Source organism: Streptomyces sp. NPDC002884 (assembly GCF_040295245.1).
In the GTDB taxonomy this organism is placed as follows: domain Bacteria; phylum Actinomycetota; class Actinomycetes; order Streptomycetales; family Streptomycetaceae; genus Streptomyces.
Map to the genome: position 1 here is coordinate 53,975 of NZ_JBEOVB010000009.1, position 15,745 is coordinate 69,719.

Genomic DNA, 15,745 nt, shown 5'->3' on the forward strand with positions numbered 1-15,745 from the left:
TCCGTGGCGTTCATGGCCGGATCCTCACAGGACGGCGTTCATCATGTCGAACGCTTTCCGGGGAACACCTCGTCGCACGCAGCCCGCAGCCGTCGCACCCCCTCCGCGATCTCCTCGGTCCCGGCGACGGCCGCGAAACTCAACCGCACGTGGGCGGCCGGGGGTTCGGCACTGAAGTAGGGGCGGCCCGGGGTGAGGGCGACGCCCGCGCGCAGGGCGGCCGCCGTGAACGCGCTCTCTCCCCCCGAGCCGAAAGCCGGGGAGGCGCCCCCACTGCCGTCGGGCAGCCGCAGCCACAGGTGGTAGCCCCCGGACGGGATGTGCGGGAGGGCCAGTTCGGGCAGCCGCGACCGCAGCGCGGAGGTCATCGCGTCCCGCCGGACCCGCAACTCGGCGGCGATGGTGCGCAGATGGCGTGGCCAGGCGGGCGAGCCGACGAGTTCGAGGGCCGCCTCCTGGAGCGGGCGGGGCACGAAGAAGGTGTCGACGACCTGAATGGCGCGCAGGCGTTCCAGGACCGGGCCGCGGGCGGCCAGCGCGCTGACCCGGAAGCTCGGCGAGGTCGCCTTGGTCAGCGAGCCGACGTGCACGACGACGCCGTCGGGATCGTCGGCGATGAGCGGGCGCGGCAGCTGCCCGGCGTCCTCGTGCGCGAGCCGCCGCACGAAGTCGTCCTCGACGACGAACGCGCCCGCCTCCCGGGCGATGCGCAGCACCTGCGCGCGCCGGTCGGGGGCGAGGACGGCGCCGGTCGGGTTCTGGAACAGCGGCTGGCAGACGAAGACCCGGGCGCCGGTCGCCCGGAACGCGTCGGCGAGCAGCTCGGGCCTGACCCCGTCCGGGTCGACCGGGACCGGCACGGGACGCAGCCCCGCCGCCCTGGCGATCGCGAGCATGCCCGGGTAGGTGGGCGACTCGACGAGCACCGGCGCCCCGGGCGGGGCGAGGGCTCGCAGGGCGGTGGTGAGTGATGTCTGGCCTCCCGCGCTGACCAGCACGTCGGCCGCGGTGACGGAGCCGCCGATGGTCCGCGCGAACCACTCGCGCAGCTCGGGCAGGCCCTCCATGGGCGGTCGGCCCCAGGCGCCCGGCCGCCGCCCGGCCCGGGCCAGGGCCGCGGCCATCGCCCGTTCCGGCTGCAACGAGGCGTGCAGATAGCCGCCGCTGAACTCGATCACGCCGGGTGGCGGGGCCGCCAGCGACACGATGACGCCGGTGGCGTCCACCGAGCGCGGGACGAGGTCGGCGGCGCCGTCCGCGCTCAGCGCGACCTCCTGCCAGGAGGTGTCGCCCACGGGGCCGGCGGTCGCGCGCGCCGGCCGGGCCCGGAAGGCGCCGGCGCCGGGCCGGGTGACCACCAGCCCCTCGGCGGCCAGCTGGGCCAGTGCCCGCGAAACGGTCACCGGGCTCACCCTGAACCGTTCGACCAGGGCCCGACTGGACGGGAGCTTTCCACCAGGAGAGTAGCGGTCGAACTCCCGCCGCAGCTGATCCGCCAGCTCACCCACACTGCTACGCTCATGCATGAAGACACAGAGTAGCGCTATCGACCGGGCCGCGATAGCGGTGAGCACCCCGGCGGCCACCCCGGCCGGCACACGGGTCGGCACCCGGGCCGGCACACCGGCAGCCGACCTCGCCGGCGGCCCGCAGGCGAGTGGCTTCGGTACCCTCCTGGCCGGCCTCGGTGTCGTCGCCTTCTCCCTGACCTTCCCCGCGACCGCCTGGGGTCTGGAGGGGTTCGGCCCCTGGTCGCTGGTCGCCGTGCGCAGCGTCCTGGCCGCGCTGATCGCGGGCGGGTGTCTGCTGGCCCTCCGCGTGCCGCTGCCCGCCCGGCGGCACTGGGCGGGGCTCGCCGTCGTGGCCGCCGGGGTCGTCGTCGGCTTCCCGCTCCTCACCACGCTCGCGCTGCGGACGTCCACCACCGCGCACGCCGCCGTCGTGGTCGGCCTGCTGCCGCTGACGACCGCGTCGCTGTCCGCCCTGCGCACGGGAACCCGTCCCTCCCGCACCTTCTGGGCGGCCGCGCTGGCGGGTGCCGCCGCCGTGGTGGCGTTCACCGTGCAGCAGAGCGGCGGGGCCCTGACCACCGCCGATCTGTATCTGTTCGGGGCGCTGCTGGTGTGCGCGGCCGGCTACACCGAGGGCGGCCGGCTGGCCCGGGTCGTGCCGGGCTGGCAGGTCATCGGCTGGGCGCTGGTGTTCTGCCTGCCGCTCACGGTGCCGGGGGCCGCGCTCGCCCTGGCCCACGAACCCGCGCAGCTGACCGCGCACAGCGTGGCCGGGCTGCTGTGGGTCGCGGCGGGCTCGCAGTTCCTCGGCCTGGTCGTCTGGTACCGGGGCATGGCGGTCATCGGCATTCCGAAGGCCAGCCAGTTGCAGTTGGCCCAGCCCCTGCTCACACTGGTGTGGTCGGTGCTGCTGCTGGGCGAGCACCTCACGCCCGCCGCTCCGCTGACGGCCGCCGCCGTGCTCGTCTGCATCGCCGTCACGCAGCGGGCGCGCGGCTAGGCACGGCAGACGTACCGTCGCACCCGGTGAGGAGGCCCCGCAGATGCGCGCAACCAAGGGCGACCAGTTCGTCCAGCACGGCAGGGTGGTCGGCCAGCACGACAAGGTCGGCGAGATCGTCGAGGTCATGGGCCAGGGAGGAAATCCCCCGTACCGCGTCCGCTTCACGGACGGGCATGTGGGCGTGTGCTCGCCCGGCCCCGACACCGAGATCCGTCACAGGACGGCCGAGGACCAGCGATAGATCAGCGCGGGGGCTCCGCCGGCTGCCGGTAGTGGTCGGCGACCACCCGCGCCATCGCCCCGATCCGGTCCGTCCGCACGTCCTTGGCGGCGAAGAAGACATGTCCGCGCACCTGGGGGTGAGCGGCGGCCAGTTCCAGGTGGTCCGACAGCTCGGCCCGGTTCTGCCAGGCCGCGGGCTGCGTCGGGTCGCCCGCCCGGTAGAGGGCCTCGCCGAGGTAGAGGCGGGTGCGGCTGCCCTTCGCCACCTCCGCCCACCAGGGCACGAGCTTGGCGTAGTCGGCGACCGAGAGCCCGATGTTCCAGTAGAGCTGCGGGACGACGTAGTCGATCCAGCCCTCCCGCACCCACTTACGGGTGTCCGCGTGGATGTCGTCGTACGACTGGAGCGCCCGGGTGTCCGAGCCGCGCGAGTCGGTGGAGGCGTTGCGCCACACCCCGAAGGGGCTGATCCCGAACTGGGTGCCGGGCCGTACCGCCTTGATCCGGGCGGCCGTCTCCAGCACCAGCTGGTCGACGTTGTGGCGCCGCCAGGCCGCCCGGCCGGGGAAGGCGCCGCCGTAGGTGTCGTACGCCGCCCCGTCGTCGAAGGTCTGGCCGGCCACCGGGTACGGATAGAAGTAGTCGTCGAAGTGCACGGCGTCCAGGGGGTACTTCTTCACGGCGTCGAGGATCGCGTCCTGGACGAAGGCGCGGACCTCGGGCAGGCCGGGGTTGTAGTAGAGCTTCCCGCCGAACGAGATCACCCACTTCGGGTGCCTGCGCGCCGGGTGGGAGGCGACGAGCCTCGAGGGGTCGTCATGGGTCGCGACCCGGTAGGGGTTGAACCAGGCGTGCAGCTGAAGGCCCCGCGCATGCGCCTCCGTGACGGCCGTGCCCAGCGGGTCCCAGCCCGGTGACCTGCCCTGGGTGCCCGTGAGGACCTGCGACCACGGCTCGTGGGGGGAGGGCCACAGCGCGTCCGCCGTGGGCCGCACCTGGAAGATCACCGTGTTGAGCCGCCGGCTCACCGCCAGGTCGAGCATGGCGATCAGTTCGGCGCGCTGCGCGGCGGCGGTCAGGCCGGGGCGGGACGGCCAATCCCGGTTGGAAACGGTCGCCAGCCACATCCCCCGCATCTCGGTCGCCGCCCGCCGTTCCCCCACGGGAGCGGCCGCCGCGCCCGTCGTGGTGAACGTCGACAGCGCTGCCAGCGCGAACGCCCGCCGGGTCAGTCGCCCCATCGCACACATCCCCACACTCTGCGGATCCGCTCGGTCACGGATCGTTTCGCGCTCCAGCATGCCTCCACCCCGACGATCGATCATCGATACTTGCTAGTAACGTGCACGATCGGAGCAGGGCGGCCGGAACCCGGCAGACCTGCCCCTGCCATCTGAGTCAGCGCGGCGAAAGGGACTGATGTGACGGGCACCCCAGCGGGAGATCTCTCACGGGTCGGAGTGGTGGGCTGCGGCCAGATGGGAGCGGGCATCGCAGAGGTCTGCGCCCGCGCCGGTCTCGACGTCAAGGTCGCCGAGACCACCGGCGAGGCCCTGGAGATCGGCCGTACCCGGCTGTTGAACTCCCTGGCCAAGGCCGCCGAGCGCGGCAAGATCTCCGAGGAGGAGCGGGACGCCACCCTCGCGCGCCTCAGCTTCACCACGGATCTCGGCGAGTTCGCCGACCGTGACCTGGTCATCGAGGCCGTGGTCGAGAACGAGCAGGTCAAGACCGAGATCTTCCAGGTCCTCGACCAGGTGGTGACCCGTCCGGACGCGATCCTCGCCTCCAACACCTCCTCCATCCCGCTGGTGAAGCTGGCGGTCGCCACCTCGCGGCCCGACCACGTCGTCGGCATCCACTTCTTCAACCCGGCTCCGGTGCAGCAGCTCGTCGAGCTGATCCCGGCGCTGACCACCTCCGAGGGCACGCTCAGCCGGGCCCAGCTGTTCGCCGAGAAGGTGCTGGGCAAGCACGCGATCCGCGCCCAGGACCGGTCCGGCTTCGTCGTCAACGCGCTGCTGATCCCCTACCTGCTCTCCGCGATCCGGATGTTCGAGACGGGCATCGCCAGCCGCGAGGACATCGACAACGGCATGGAGATGGGCTGCGCCCACCCGATGGGTCCGCTGAAGCTGTCCGACCTGATCGGCCTGGACACCGTCGCCTCGGTGGCGCAGAGCATGTACGACGAGTACAAGGAGCCGCTGTACGCCGCTCCCCCGCTGCTCCAGCGCATGGTGGACGCGGGCCGGCTGGGCCGCAAGACCGGCTCGGGCTTCTACGCCTACTGATCACCCGCTGTGTTCCTCGCGGGCCCGGCACTCCTCGGAGTGCCGGGCCCGCGGCATTCACACACCGTGTGCGCCACGGGTTCGCATATGCCCCGCGCACACTCTCCTCACCGGCCCACCAGGCGAGTTCACTCATCATGCGCATGCAAGGGATGTGAGACGACTACGGAAAGGAGCGGACACGTGACCGCCGACCCCGAGCATCCCGTCGTCCACGGAGACGTCGCGGAGTTACGTCGCCGGCTCGATGTGGCCTACGCCCGCGTCGAGGGCGGGCTGGCCCTGCTCTCCCACCGCACGGAGGAGACCGCCAAGGAACTGGACGCGCTGAACACCCGCATGATCTCGCTGGAACACGCACGCTGGCCGCTGCCCTCGCTCGCGGCGCTCACGGCCCTGGGAGCACTGGTCGCGACGGTATGGCAGGCACTGGCCCACTGACCCTCCGCCGGCCCTCGGCGAGCCTGAGGTGGTGCAGCAGCATCAGCGCGGCCGCCATGTTGGCGGCCGGGACCTCCCCCCGGGCGACCAGGTCGGGAACGACCTTGAGGGGAACCCATTCCCGGCGGTCCGACTCGAAGTCGTCCACCGGGTGTCCCACGTACTCCCCGTGGTCCGACCAGTAGATGTGATGGACGGCGTCGGTGAGCCCGTTGGACGGCTCCACGCTCATCAGGTGGTGCAGCGGCCCCGGCCGCCAGCCGGTCTCCTCCTCGAGTTCCCTGGCGGCCGCGCGGGCGATGTCCTCGCCGTCCTCCACGACTCCCGCCGCGAGCTCCCATCCCCAGCTGTCGGTGATGAAGCGGTGGCGCCAGAGCAGGAGAACCTCGTCGGCCCGGTTCACGACCGTCGCGACCGCTACCGGCCTCAGCCGTATGAGGAAGTGGTCGAGGTGCCGGCCGTCCGGCAGCTCCACATCTGCCAGGTTGACGCTGAACCAGCGGTTTTCATACACAGTTTGTTCGTTCTGTTTCGTCCACTGCACGGTTCTGCCACCTTCCGTCGAGTGAGTGGCAATATCGCAGCAGGAACTATGCAGCGTCGGCGTAGCCGCCGGTGTCGATGCCTGTGCAGGTGTCGTGACGGTGTCGACGGTGCCGGTGGTCAAATACCCCGCCGCGCCGCGCCTACAGCGGTACGCGCAGTGCCCCGTCGATGAGTTCGGCGGCCTCGGCCGTGCCCGCGCAGCCGCTGCGCACCAGGTGCTCGCGCACCGCCCGGAGTCTGTCGCGCAGGCGCTGGGACTCCATTCCCCGGGCCTGCTCGGCCATCTGCACCGCGGTGACCACCGCCTTGTCGGTGTTCCCCTGGCGCAGTTCGATCGTGCTGAGCATGGCGAGCCGGTGCACCCGCCCCCGGTCGTGCGCCGGGGTGTCGACGGCGGCCGCGGCGTGCTCGGCGGCGGCGGTGAGGTCGCCGAGACTCAGCAGCGCCTCCGCCACCTGGACGTTGACCAGGCCCGGTTGGACATAGCCGGTCTCGTCGGGCTCGTGTCCGCGCCGGATGTGCTCGGCGGCGGTCTCGGCACGCCGGATGCACGACAGGGCGCTCGTGCCGTCGCCGAGGTGGGCGTACGCCTTGGCCTGCATCGCGTACAGGTCGGAGGCGAGGGCGGGCGTGATGTGCCGGCCGGCCGCCCGCAGCGCGGCCTCCGCGAAGGCGACGGCCTGCCGGTACTCCCGCATGAACAGCGACTGGTTGACGAGGAGGGCGATCACGTACGCGCCGAGTCCCCGGTCCCCACTGGCCTTTGCCAGGCGCAGCGCCTGGTGGAAGTACCGCTGGGCCAGGCCGTGCGCGTCCGAGTCATAGGCGCAGATCCCGGCGACCGCGACCAACCCGCCGGTGGCACGGTGCAGTTGACGACCCGTCTCGTCGGTGTAGCTGCCGCGCAGCAGGGGCGCCGCCTCCGCGTTGAGGAAGCCGACGATACGGCTGCGGGTCGCGATGCCGCCCGCCTTGCGGTACATCTGCTCGTAGTGGGCGCGGGCGGCCCGCAGCATCTCGAGGTCGGCCGAGGTGACACGGTGCCGGCCGCCCCGGGAGACGTCGACGTCCTCGGGCGGGTTCTCCCACTCCCACACCGGCATGACGGCCGGCGTGCCGGTGACGGCGGGCGCCCCCAGGAGGTGCGGTCGCTGCTGCTCGTCGGAGCGCCACAGGGCGGTGGCCCGTTCGACGAAGCCGGAGAGCGAGGTGCCGTGCGGGCCGGCCGGTTCGCCCGGCACGCCGAGGCCGATGTCGTCCAGGGTGACCGGCCGGCGCAGCCGCCCGGCGAGCACCTCGCAGATCAGGTCGGGCACCTGGCCCCGCGGTCGTTGGCCCTTCAGCCACCGGGCCACCGCCGTGTGTTCGTAGCGCAGCGCCAGGCCTCGGGCCCGTCCGGCCTGGTTGACGTGGGCGGCGAGGCCCGCGTGCGAGACGCCCGCCTCGTCCAGGATCGCGTCGAGCAGAGTGTTGGGCTGCATGGGTGCCCCCCGGTGCCTCGGTGCCGTCAGAGTAGTGGGTCCGTCCTCACACGGGGTGTGAACGGAGTACGCGCATTCGCAGGGTGCGCGCGCTGTCGCGGAGCGTTCCCGGTCGGTTGACTGGAATGCCTCGCAAGAGGTTCGCCGGGCCGTCCGCTCCCCCTCATAAAGCGACGGCCCGGCGATTCGCTCCGCGGGTGGCGCGGGGGCTATCGGTGCGTTGTCGGCTGCGGGTGGGTTGTGGCCGGTCGCGCGGTTCCCCGCGCCCCTGGGACGGGTGCGGGAAGCCGCCCGTTCTGAAGCACCAGTACGGCGATGTCGTCGGTCGGTCCGGCCGCCGTGTGACGGAGAAGTGCCGTCAGTACCGCGCGCAGGATCTGCTGGGCCGTGACGGGGAGGTCCCGCGCCGCTGTCTCCAGCGTCCCCGACAGGGAGAAGAACCTGCCCCGCGCGTCCCTCGCGTCCTCGGCGCCGTCCGTGAACAGGACCACGGACTCGCCCCGGAGCAGCCGGCCGCAGGGCATGGGCGACAATTCGACCGGCAGGGGGAAGGGGCCCAGCGGCGGGAGGGGATCCGCCCGCGACATCGGCCGCACGCTCGTGCCGCTCAGCAGATACGGCCACGGATGCCCGCAGTTCAGGACGTGCAGCTCGCCGTCCTCCCCGATCTCCAGCACCAGCACGGTGACGAACTCCTCCGCCACCGTGGCATCGGGGGTGTCCCGGGCCCGTTCGCGCAGATGCCGCTCCAGGGCACGCTCCAGGCGGCGCAGGACACGGCCGAGGTCGGGCTCGTCGTGGGCCGCCTCGCGGAAGCTGCCGAGGAGGGCCGCGACGGTACCGAGCGCGGGAAGGCCGTGCCCGCGGACATCGCCCATCACGACCCGCACACCGTGCTCGGTGGCGATCACCTCGTACAGGTCACCGCCCACGCTCGCGCCCCGGTCCGCGGAGAGCTGGGCGGCCGCCGCGTTCAGCCCCTCGACGCGCGGCGGCGGCGGACGCAGCAGCACGCGCTGCGCGGCCCCGGCGACCCGCCGCGCCTGCTTCAGCTCACGCACCAGGGCCTGCCGCATGTGCAGTACCAGCCCGGTGCCGACGGCGAAGAAGACGGCGCTGGTGACGATCCTGGCCTCGAGCCCGTCCTGTCGGGCCAGCGGGCAGAACAGCTTGTACGTGATCGCCAGGGCGCCCCAGGCCGTGGGCAGCCCCAGCGAGAGGGCCCGCCGCAACGGCCGCCTGATGTCGAACATGTCGCTGGTCAGCATGTCGCTGGTCCCCCGTCCAGGCCCCCGACAACGCAGATCGGACCGGCCCCGAAAGGCCGGTCCGATTCTGTCGGGGCCACGGCCCGGAAGACCAGATCATCAGGAGATCTCACCCGAAGGAGTGAGGTGACCCGAAGGGTGGGGGCAGGGGGCGAAGCCCCCGTCCCCAGGGGCGCGGGGAACCGCGCGACCGGCCACGGCGAACCCGTGGCCGGTCTTTGGCATCAGCCCCGCAGCACCGCTCCCGTACGCTCGCCCGCCAGGGCGACCGCCGCGTCCCGGGCGGCCGACGCCTCGTCGACGGTCAGCGTCCGGTCGTCCGCGCGGAAGCGCAGCGCGTACGCGAGCGACTTCCGCCCCTCACCGAGCTGCTCCGCGTTCTCGTACACGTCGAACAGCCGGATTCCCTCGAGCAGTTCACCGGCGCCGTCGCGCAGCGCGGCCTCGACCTCGGCGTGCGGGACGAACCTGTCGACGACGAGGGCGACGTCCTGCGTGGCCACCGGGAACACCGAGATGCTCGGCGCCCGGGGCGTGTCGTCGCCGACCTGCTCCAGGACGTCCAGGTCCAGCTCCATCGCGGAGGTGCGCGAGGGCAGCCCCAGTGCCTTCAGCACCCGCGGGTGCAGCTCACCGGCGTGGCCGACGACGCGCTCGGCGCCGTCCACGACGACCAGCAGCTCGGCGCACCGGCCGGGGTGCCACGGCCCGTACTGCCCACTGCGGACGACCAGTTCGGCCCCGGCCTCACGGGCGACGGCACGCGCCGCCTCGACGGCGTCGGCCCAGTCCGCCGGACGGCCCTTGCCCCACCAGCCGGCCTGCTCGCGGGCGCCCGCGAGAACGGTGGCGACATGGCGCGGCTGCGCGGGCAGCACGGCGTCCAGCGACGCGATCTCCTCGCTGGTGGGACGGCGGTCGACGGGCAGGTGCCCGGCGACGCGCTGCTCCTCCTGCGGGAGGAACACCAGCCCGGTCTCGAAGAGCGCCAGGTCGTGCGAGCCCCGGCCGTCGTTGCGGCGCAGGGCGGCCAGCAGGCCCGGCAGCAGCGACGTACGGAGCGCGGGCTCCTCGTCGTTGAGCGGGTTGGTGAGCTTCACGACACGGCGGGCCGGGTCGTCGGCGTCCAGGCCGAGCTGGTCGAAGACCTGCTCGCCGATGAACGGGTAGTTCGGCGCCTCGACGTAGCCGGAGGCGGCCAGGACGCGGCCGACGCGGCGGTGGAGACGCTGGCGGTGGGTGAGACCGCGGCCCGAGGGCGGCTTGGGCAGCGTGGAGGGCAGGTTCTCGTAGCCCTCCAGCCGGATGACCTCCTCCGCCAGGTCGTTGACCTCGGCGAGGTCGGGCCGCCAGGACGGGACGGTGACGAGCAGCTCGTCCTGCCCGTACACGTCGCAGCCGATCTCCTGGAGGCGGCGGACGACGGTCTCGCGGCCGTACTCCACGCCCGCGACCTTGTCCGGGTGGTCGGCCGGGACGCTGATCGTGTGCGGGGCGGACGGGGCGATGATCTCCGTGACGCCCGCGTCGGCCGTACCGCCCGCGAGCAGGACCAGCAGGTCGACCGTGCGCTGCGCGGCGGCCGCCGCGGCCTGCGGGTCGACACCGCGCTCGAAGCGCCTGGACGCCTCGGAGGACAGCTTGTGCCGGCGGGCCGTACGCGCGATGGACACCGCGTCGAAGTGGGCGGCCTCGATGACCACGTCGGTCGTCGGGGCGCCCCCGTTCCCGGCGGCCTCGTGATCGGCGATCTCGGTGTTGGCGCCGCCCATGACACCGGCGAGGCCGATGGGACCGCGGTCGTCGGTGATCACCAGGTCCTCGGCGTGCAGCTCGCGCGTCACCCCGTCGAGGGTGACGATCCGCTCGCCCTCCCCGGCCCGGCGCACACCGATGGTGCCCTGGACCAGCGAACGGTCGTAGGCGTGCAGCGGCTGGCCGATCTCCGTCATCACGTAGTTGGTGATGTCGACGGCGAGCGAGATCGGGCGCATGCCGACCTTCTGGAGCCGGCGCTGCAGCCAGATCGGGGAGCGCACCTCGGGGCTCAGACCGGTGACGGTACGGGCGGTGAAGCGGTCGCAGCCCATCGGCTCGGAGACCTGCACCGGGTAGCCGAAGGCGTTCGGCGCCGGTACGTCGATCAGCGCCGGGTCGCGCAGCGGCAGACCGTAGGCGATGGCCGCCTCGCGGGCGACACCCCGGATGGACAGGCAGTCGCCGCGGTTGGCGGTGACGGCGATGTCCAGGACCTCGTCGACCAGCTCGAGCAGCTCGATGGCGTCCTTGCCGACCTCGGTCTCCGGCGGCAGCACGATGATGCCGTGGCTGCCGTCGTCGCCCATGCCCAGCTCGTCGCCGGAGCAGATCATGCCGTGCGAGGTCTTGCCGTACGTCTTGCGCGCGGCGATGGCGAAGCCGCCGGGGAGGACGGCGCCCGGGAGGACCACGACGACCTTGTCGCCGACGGCGAAGTTGCGGGCGCCGCAGACGATCTCCTGGGGCTCGCCGGTTCCGTTGGCGGTGCCGACGTCGACGGTGCAGAAGCGGATCGGCTTCTTGAAGCCCTCGAGCTCCTCGACGGTGAGCACCCGGCCCACGACGAGCGGGCCCTTGAGGTCGGCTCCGAGGGGCTCGACGGTCTCGACCTCGAGGCCCGCCGAGACGAGCTTGGCCTGCACGTCACGGCCGGTCTCGGTGGCCGGGAGGTCGACGTACTCCCGCAGCCAGGAAAGCGGGACCCGCATCAGATCTCCATCCCGAACGGCCGGGTGAACCGGACGTCACCCTCGACCATGTCTCGCATGTCTTCGACGTTGTGGCGGAACATCAGCATCCGCTCGATGCCGAACCCGAAGGCGAACCCGCTGTACTTCTCCGGGTCGACGCCGCAGGCGGCCAGCACCTTGGGGTTGACCATGCCGCAGCCGCCGAGCTCGATCCAGCCCTCGCTGGAGCAGGTGCGGCAGGGGCGGTCGGGGTTGCCGACGGACTCGCCGCGGCAGACGTAACACACCATGTCCATCTCGGCGGACGGCTCGGTGAAGGGGAAGAAGTTCGGCCGCAGCCGGGTCTTCATGCCCTCGCCGAACAGCGACTGGACCATGTGGTCCAGGGTGCCCTTGAGGTCGGCCATGGTCAGGCCCTCGTCCACGGCCAGCAGCTCGACCTGGTGGAAGACCGGGGTGTGCGTCGCGTCCAGCTCGTCGGTGCGGTACACGCGGCCGGGGCAGATCACGTACACCGGCAGCTCACGGCCGAGCAGCGAGCGGATCTGGACCGGCGAGGTGTGGGTGCGCAGCACGACACCGGACTCGGTGCCGCCCTGCGGGCCCTGCACGAAGAACGTGTCGGCCTCGCCGCGGGCCGGGTGGTCCGGGCCGATGTTGAGGGCGTCGAAGTTGAACCACTCGGCCTCGACCTGCGGGCCCTCGGCGACCTCGTAGCCCATGGCCACGAAGACGTCCTCGATGCGCTCCGACAGCGTGGTGAGCGGGTGGCGGGCGCCGGCCGGCCGGCGGTCGTACGGCAGTGTGACGTCCACCGCCTCCTCGACCAGCACGCGCTGGTCGCGCTCGGCCTCCAGCTCCTCCTGGCGGGCGGCGAGGGCCTTGTTCACCGCGCCCCGGGCCTGGCCGACCAGCTTGCCGGCGGCCGCCTTGGCGTGCGGGGGCAGGGCGCCGATCTCGCGGTTGGCCAGGGCCAGCGGCGATGTGCCGCCGGTGTGGGCGACCTTGGCCTCCTGGAGTGCGTCGAGGGAGTCCGCGGCGGCGAAGGCGGCGAGCGCCCCGTCCCGCATGCGCTCGATCTCTTCCGGTTTCAAGGCCTCGACCTCTACCGGGTCGTACGACTTATTCGGTGCCGACATCTCTTCCCGTGCTTCCGATTGGCTGGCTGAAGGTCCCCGTCACCGACTCACGCAGAGGTCAGAGGGCCGTCCCTGGGACACAAAGGTGCCAAAGGCCGAGTCTAACGGGGTGGAGGTGTACGAATGCGCCCGCGGGCCGTCCGGCAGGTTCTCAGGTGAGATACGCCGGGATGCTCACGGGCAACGTAAATCGGAACTCGGCGCCGCCGCCGGGGGCGCGGCCGACCGTGATGATGCCGCCGTGGGCTTCGACGATGCCCTTGACGATGTACAGCCCGAGGCCCGTGCCGCCGCGCTTGCTGCCCCGCCAGAAGCGGGTGAAGACGCGGTTCATGGACTCCTCCGGGATGCCGGCGCCCTCGTCGCTCACGGTGACCGATGTGCCGGTGTCCTCTCCCTCACGGGGAGAAGCGGCGGGCGTGACGTCAATCGTGACGGTTCCCTCGCCGTGGCGCACCGCATTTTCCAGAAGGTTGCTGAGCACCTGGTCGACCTTGTCGGGGTCGGCCCACAGGGCGGGCAGCGGCTGTTCGAGGCGCAGCAGGAACCGGTCGGCGGGCTGTCCGGCGGCGACGTAGGCCTGGATGTGCCGTCCCACGGCCGCGCCCATGTCGACGGGCTGGCGGCGCAGCTCCAGCCGTCCCGAGTCGATGCGCGAGATGTCGAGCAGCTCGGCGATGAGGCGGGTGACCCGGTCCGCGTCGGCGTCGACGGTCTCCAGCATCAGCCGCTTCTGGTCGTCGGTGAACCTCGACCACTTGGCGAGCAGGGTGGCGGTGAAGCCCTTGACCGAGGTCAGGGGCGAGCGCAGCTCGTGGGCGACGATGGCGATCAGCTCGGCGTGGCTGCGTTCCGTGCGGCGGCGGGCCTCGGTGTCGCGGATCGAGACGACGACCCGGCGGACCGGTCCGGTGGGTTCGCCGCGGACGTACCGCACCGTGACGAGCACCTCGCGTCCGCCCGGCAGCAGCAGGTTGCGCTCGGGCTGTCCGACCCTGATGGCCAGGCCGCCGTAGGGGTCGGTCAGCTGCCACCAGCGGCGGCCTTCGAGGTCCTCCAGCGGCAGGGCCTTCTCGAGCCGCTGTCCGAGGGCGTCGGCGGCGGGGACGGCGGTGATGCGCTGGGCGGCGGCGTTGAAACAGACGACGTGCCCGTGTTCGTCGGCGACCACGAGCCCGTCGGGCAGGTCGTCGGGGTCGATGCCGAGGCCGGCGAGGTCACCGGCCGGCCGGGGTGCGGAGGCGTCGGGACCGGTCCGCGCATCCCGAGTACCGCTCATGCCGACGCTCATTCCCCGTACCCCACCTCTCAGACGACTGAGGGGCCCCCGAGCTGGTCACCCTACTAGCTCTCGGTGACGGAGCGGCACCCTCCGGAGGCACGCTGTGCACGGGCCGATGCATAGAGACATACGGCGGCGGCGGTCGCGAGGTTCAGGCTCTCGGCCTTCCCGTGGATCGGAACCCGCACGACGGCGTCCGCGAGGTCCCGGGTCTCCTCGGGGAGTCCCCAGGCCTCGTTGCCGAACACCCACGCCGTGGGCCCGCCCATCGTCCGCTTGTCCAGCTCGTCGTCGAGATCGTCGTCCCCTGCGCCGTCGGCGGCGAGGATCCGTACCCCGGCCTCCTTCAGCCCGGCCACGGCCTGTTCGACGGGGACCCCGACCGCCACGGGAAGGTGGAAGAGGGAGCCCACGGAGGCGCGGACGGCCTTGGGGTTGTAGAGGTCGACGGAGGCGTCGGTCAGGACGACGGCGTCGGCGCCCGCGGCGTCCGCGCACCGCAGGACGGTGCCGGCGTTGCCGGGGTCGCGCACATGGGCCAGTACGGCGACCAGCTTCGGCCGGGCGGCGAGGATATGCTCGAAGGGCGTGTCCAGGAACCGGCAGACCCCGACGAGCCCCTGCGGGGTGACGGTGGTGGAGATGTCCTCGATGACCTGCTCGTCGGCGAGGTGCACCCGGGCACCGGCGGCGCGGGCCTCGCCGATGATGTCGGCGTAGCGCTCCGCGGCCTCGACGGTGGCGAACAGCTCCACAAGGGTCGCGTCGCCGCCGGCCCGGTGCGCGGCCGCCTCCCGGACGGCCTGCGGCCCCTCCGCGAGGAACAGCCTCTCCTTGCCCCGGAAGTTCCGCCGCGCCAGCCGCCGGGCGGCGGACACACGGGGGGACCGGAGGGAGATCGGCTCGGGGCTGGCGGAGGGCATGTTCTGGTTCACCTTCGATATCCGTGCAGCTCGCATGGCGGCGAGGGACGACTGCGACCCCTCGGGGGCGCGGGGAACTGCGCGAGGAGCCACCGACGGCCCGGACCCGAACGACGGCCGGAACCCGAACGACGGCCGGAACGGGCAGAAGCAAAGGACCCGCAGGCCGTCAGACCTGCGGGTCCCTTCACGTCGGCCTAGAGCCGGCGCAGCGTCACGCGGCCTTGGGCGCGTTCACGTCCGCCGGGAGGGCCTTCTGCGCGACCTCGACCAGCGCGGCGAACGCGGTGGCGTCGTTCACGGCCAGCTCGGCCAGGATCTTGCGGTCGACCTCGATGTTCGCCGCGTTCAGACCCTGGATGAAGCGGTTGTACGTGATGCCGTTGGCGCGGGCAGCGGCGTTGATGCGCTGGATCCACAGCCGACGGAAGTCGCCCTTGCGCTTCTTGCGGTCGTTGTAGTTGTAGACCAGCGAGTGGGTGACCTGCTCCTTGGCCTTGCGGTACAGGCGCGAACGCTGACCGCGGTAACCCTTGGCGGCCTCGAGGATCGCCCGGCGCTTCTTGTGGGCGTTGACTGCCCGCTTGACGCGTGCCACTTGTTTAACTCCTTGTAGCGGGGCCGTGGTGGGACTCACACGGCCCGGAATCGATTGGGTCCCGGTCTGAGGTCAGGCGCGCATCGACGCGCCCGACGTCACTTGCCGAGAAGCTTCTTGATCTTCGCGGCGTCGCCCGGGGCCATCTCGGCGGTGCCGGTGAGGCGGCGCGTCACGCGGGACGACTTGTGCTCGAGCAGGTGGCGCTTGCCGGCGCGCTCACGGAGCACCTTGCCGGAGCCGGTGATCTTGAAGCGCTTGCTGGCACCGCTGTGCGACTTGTTCTTCGGCATAGCGCCGTTCTCTCC

General features: G+C 72.3%; 15 protein-coding genes. 4 read left to right on the forward strand and 11 right to left on the reverse strand.

Annotation, left to right across the window (positions count from 1 at the left end):
• Nucleotides 1–41: 41 nt before the first annotated feature.
• Nucleotides 42–1,526 (reverse strand): aminotransferase-like domain-containing protein, encoded by a 1,485-nt coding sequence (locus ABT070_RS20280; protein ID WP_351762353.1) that lies wholly within the window; start codon nucleotides 1,524–1,526, stop codon nucleotides 42–44.
• Here ABT070_RS20280 and ABT070_RS20285 point away from each other — a divergent pair.
• On the forward strand, nucleotides 1,525–2,511 hold the full coding sequence (locus ABT070_RS20285) for a DMT family transporter (protein WP_351762356.1): 987 nt from the start codon (nucleotides 1,525–1,527) through the stop codon (nucleotides 2,509–2,511). The two genes, ABT070_RS20280 and ABT070_RS20285, sit on opposite strands and share 2 nt — an antisense overlap.
• A 43-nt stretch (nucleotides 2,512–2,554) precedes the next feature.
• Entirely contained in the window at nucleotides 2,555–2,755 is a 201-nt protein-coding gene (locus tag ABT070_RS20290; protein WP_351762358.1) for a DUF1918 domain-containing protein, read from the forward strand.
• Between the two features lies 1 nt (nucleotide 2,756).
• Here the strand turns inward: ABT070_RS20290 and ABT070_RS20295 are convergent, their stop codons facing one another.
• Complete coding sequence (locus tag ABT070_RS20295) at nucleotides 2,757–3,977, reverse strand: glycoside hydrolase family 10-like protein (protein WP_351762360.1); 1,221 nt, start codon at nucleotides 3,975–3,977, stop codon at nucleotides 2,757–2,759.
• 180 nt (nucleotides 3,978–4,157) lie between these two features.
• Between ABT070_RS20295 and ABT070_RS20300 the strand changes: the two genes are divergently transcribed.
• Both ABT070_RS20300 and ABT070_RS20305 read left to right on the forward strand, forming a co-directional pair.
• On the forward strand, nucleotides 4,158–5,030 hold the full coding sequence (locus ABT070_RS20300) for a 3-hydroxybutyryl-CoA dehydrogenase (protein WP_307162312.1): 873 nt from the start codon (nucleotides 4,158–4,160) through the stop codon (nucleotides 5,028–5,030).
• 183 nt (nucleotides 5,031–5,213) lie between these two features.
• Nucleotides 5,214–5,471 (forward strand): hypothetical protein, encoded by a 258-nt coding sequence (locus ABT070_RS20305; RefSeq protein ID WP_351762363.1) that lies wholly within the window; start codon nucleotides 5,214–5,216, stop codon nucleotides 5,469–5,471.
• On the opposite strand, the gene ABT070_RS20310 is transcribed toward ABT070_RS20305, so the two are convergent.
• From ABT070_RS20310 to rpmI, 9 genes are all read right to left on the reverse strand, one after another.
• A complete protein-coding gene (locus ABT070_RS20310) occupies nucleotides 5,419–6,015 on the reverse strand; it encodes an NUDIX hydrolase (RefSeq protein ID WP_351762868.1) in 597 nt (198 codons plus the stop codon). The genes ABT070_RS20305 and ABT070_RS20310 overlap by 53 nt on opposite strands.
• A gap of 142 nt (nucleotides 6,016–6,157) precedes the next feature.
• On the reverse strand, nucleotides 6,158–7,498 hold the full coding sequence (locus ABT070_RS20315; protein ID WP_351762366.1) for an NsdA family TPR-like regulatory protein: 1,341 nt from the start codon (nucleotides 7,496–7,498) through the stop codon (nucleotides 6,158–6,160).
• A 209-nt stretch (nucleotides 7,499–7,707) separates the two neighbouring features.
• Nucleotides 7,708–8,766, reverse strand: a complete 1,059-nt coding sequence (locus ABT070_RS20320; RefSeq protein WP_451100843.1) for a PP2C family protein-serine/threonine phosphatase — start codon at nucleotides 8,764–8,766, stop codon at nucleotides 7,708–7,710.
• Between the two features lie 224 nt (nucleotides 8,767–8,990).
• The gene (gene pheT / locus ABT070_RS20325) at nucleotides 8,991–11,513 is read right to left on the reverse strand and encodes a phenylalanine--tRNA ligase subunit beta (protein WP_351762368.1); all 2,523 of its coding nucleotides are present in this window, start codon (nucleotides 11,511–11,513) and stop codon (nucleotides 8,991–8,993) included.
• Nucleotides 11,513–12,634 (reverse strand): phenylalanine--tRNA ligase subunit alpha, encoded by a 1,122-nt coding sequence (pheS, locus tag ABT070_RS20330; RefSeq protein ID WP_351762370.1) that lies wholly within the window; start codon nucleotides 12,632–12,634, stop codon nucleotides 11,513–11,515. The genes pheT and pheS overlap by 1 nt, the downstream gene beginning before the upstream one ends.
• A 151-nt stretch (nucleotides 12,635–12,785) precedes the next feature.
• Nucleotides 12,786–13,925, reverse strand: a complete 1,140-nt coding sequence (locus ABT070_RS20335) for a sensor histidine kinase (protein WP_351762373.1) — start codon at nucleotides 13,923–13,925, stop codon at nucleotides 12,786–12,788.
• Between the two features lie 53 nt (nucleotides 13,926–13,978).
• On the reverse strand, nucleotides 13,979–14,839 hold the full coding sequence (locus tag ABT070_RS20340; RefSeq protein WP_351762376.1) for a TrmH family RNA methyltransferase: 861 nt from the start codon (nucleotides 14,837–14,839) through the stop codon (nucleotides 13,979–13,981).
• 214 nt (nucleotides 14,840–15,053) lie between these two features.
• Nucleotides 15,054–15,437: a 50S ribosomal protein L20 gene (rplT, locus tag ABT070_RS20345; protein ID WP_319094073.1), complete on the reverse strand. Its 384-nt coding sequence runs from the start codon at nucleotides 15,435–15,437 to the stop codon at nucleotides 15,054–15,056.
• A 98-nt stretch (nucleotides 15,438–15,535) separates the two neighbouring features.
• Nucleotides 15,536–15,730: a 50S ribosomal protein L35 gene (gene rpmI / locus ABT070_RS20350; protein WP_006374321.1), complete on the reverse strand. Its 195-nt coding sequence runs from the start codon at nucleotides 15,728–15,730 to the stop codon at nucleotides 15,536–15,538.
• Nucleotides 15,731–15,745 lie beyond the last annotated feature (15 nt).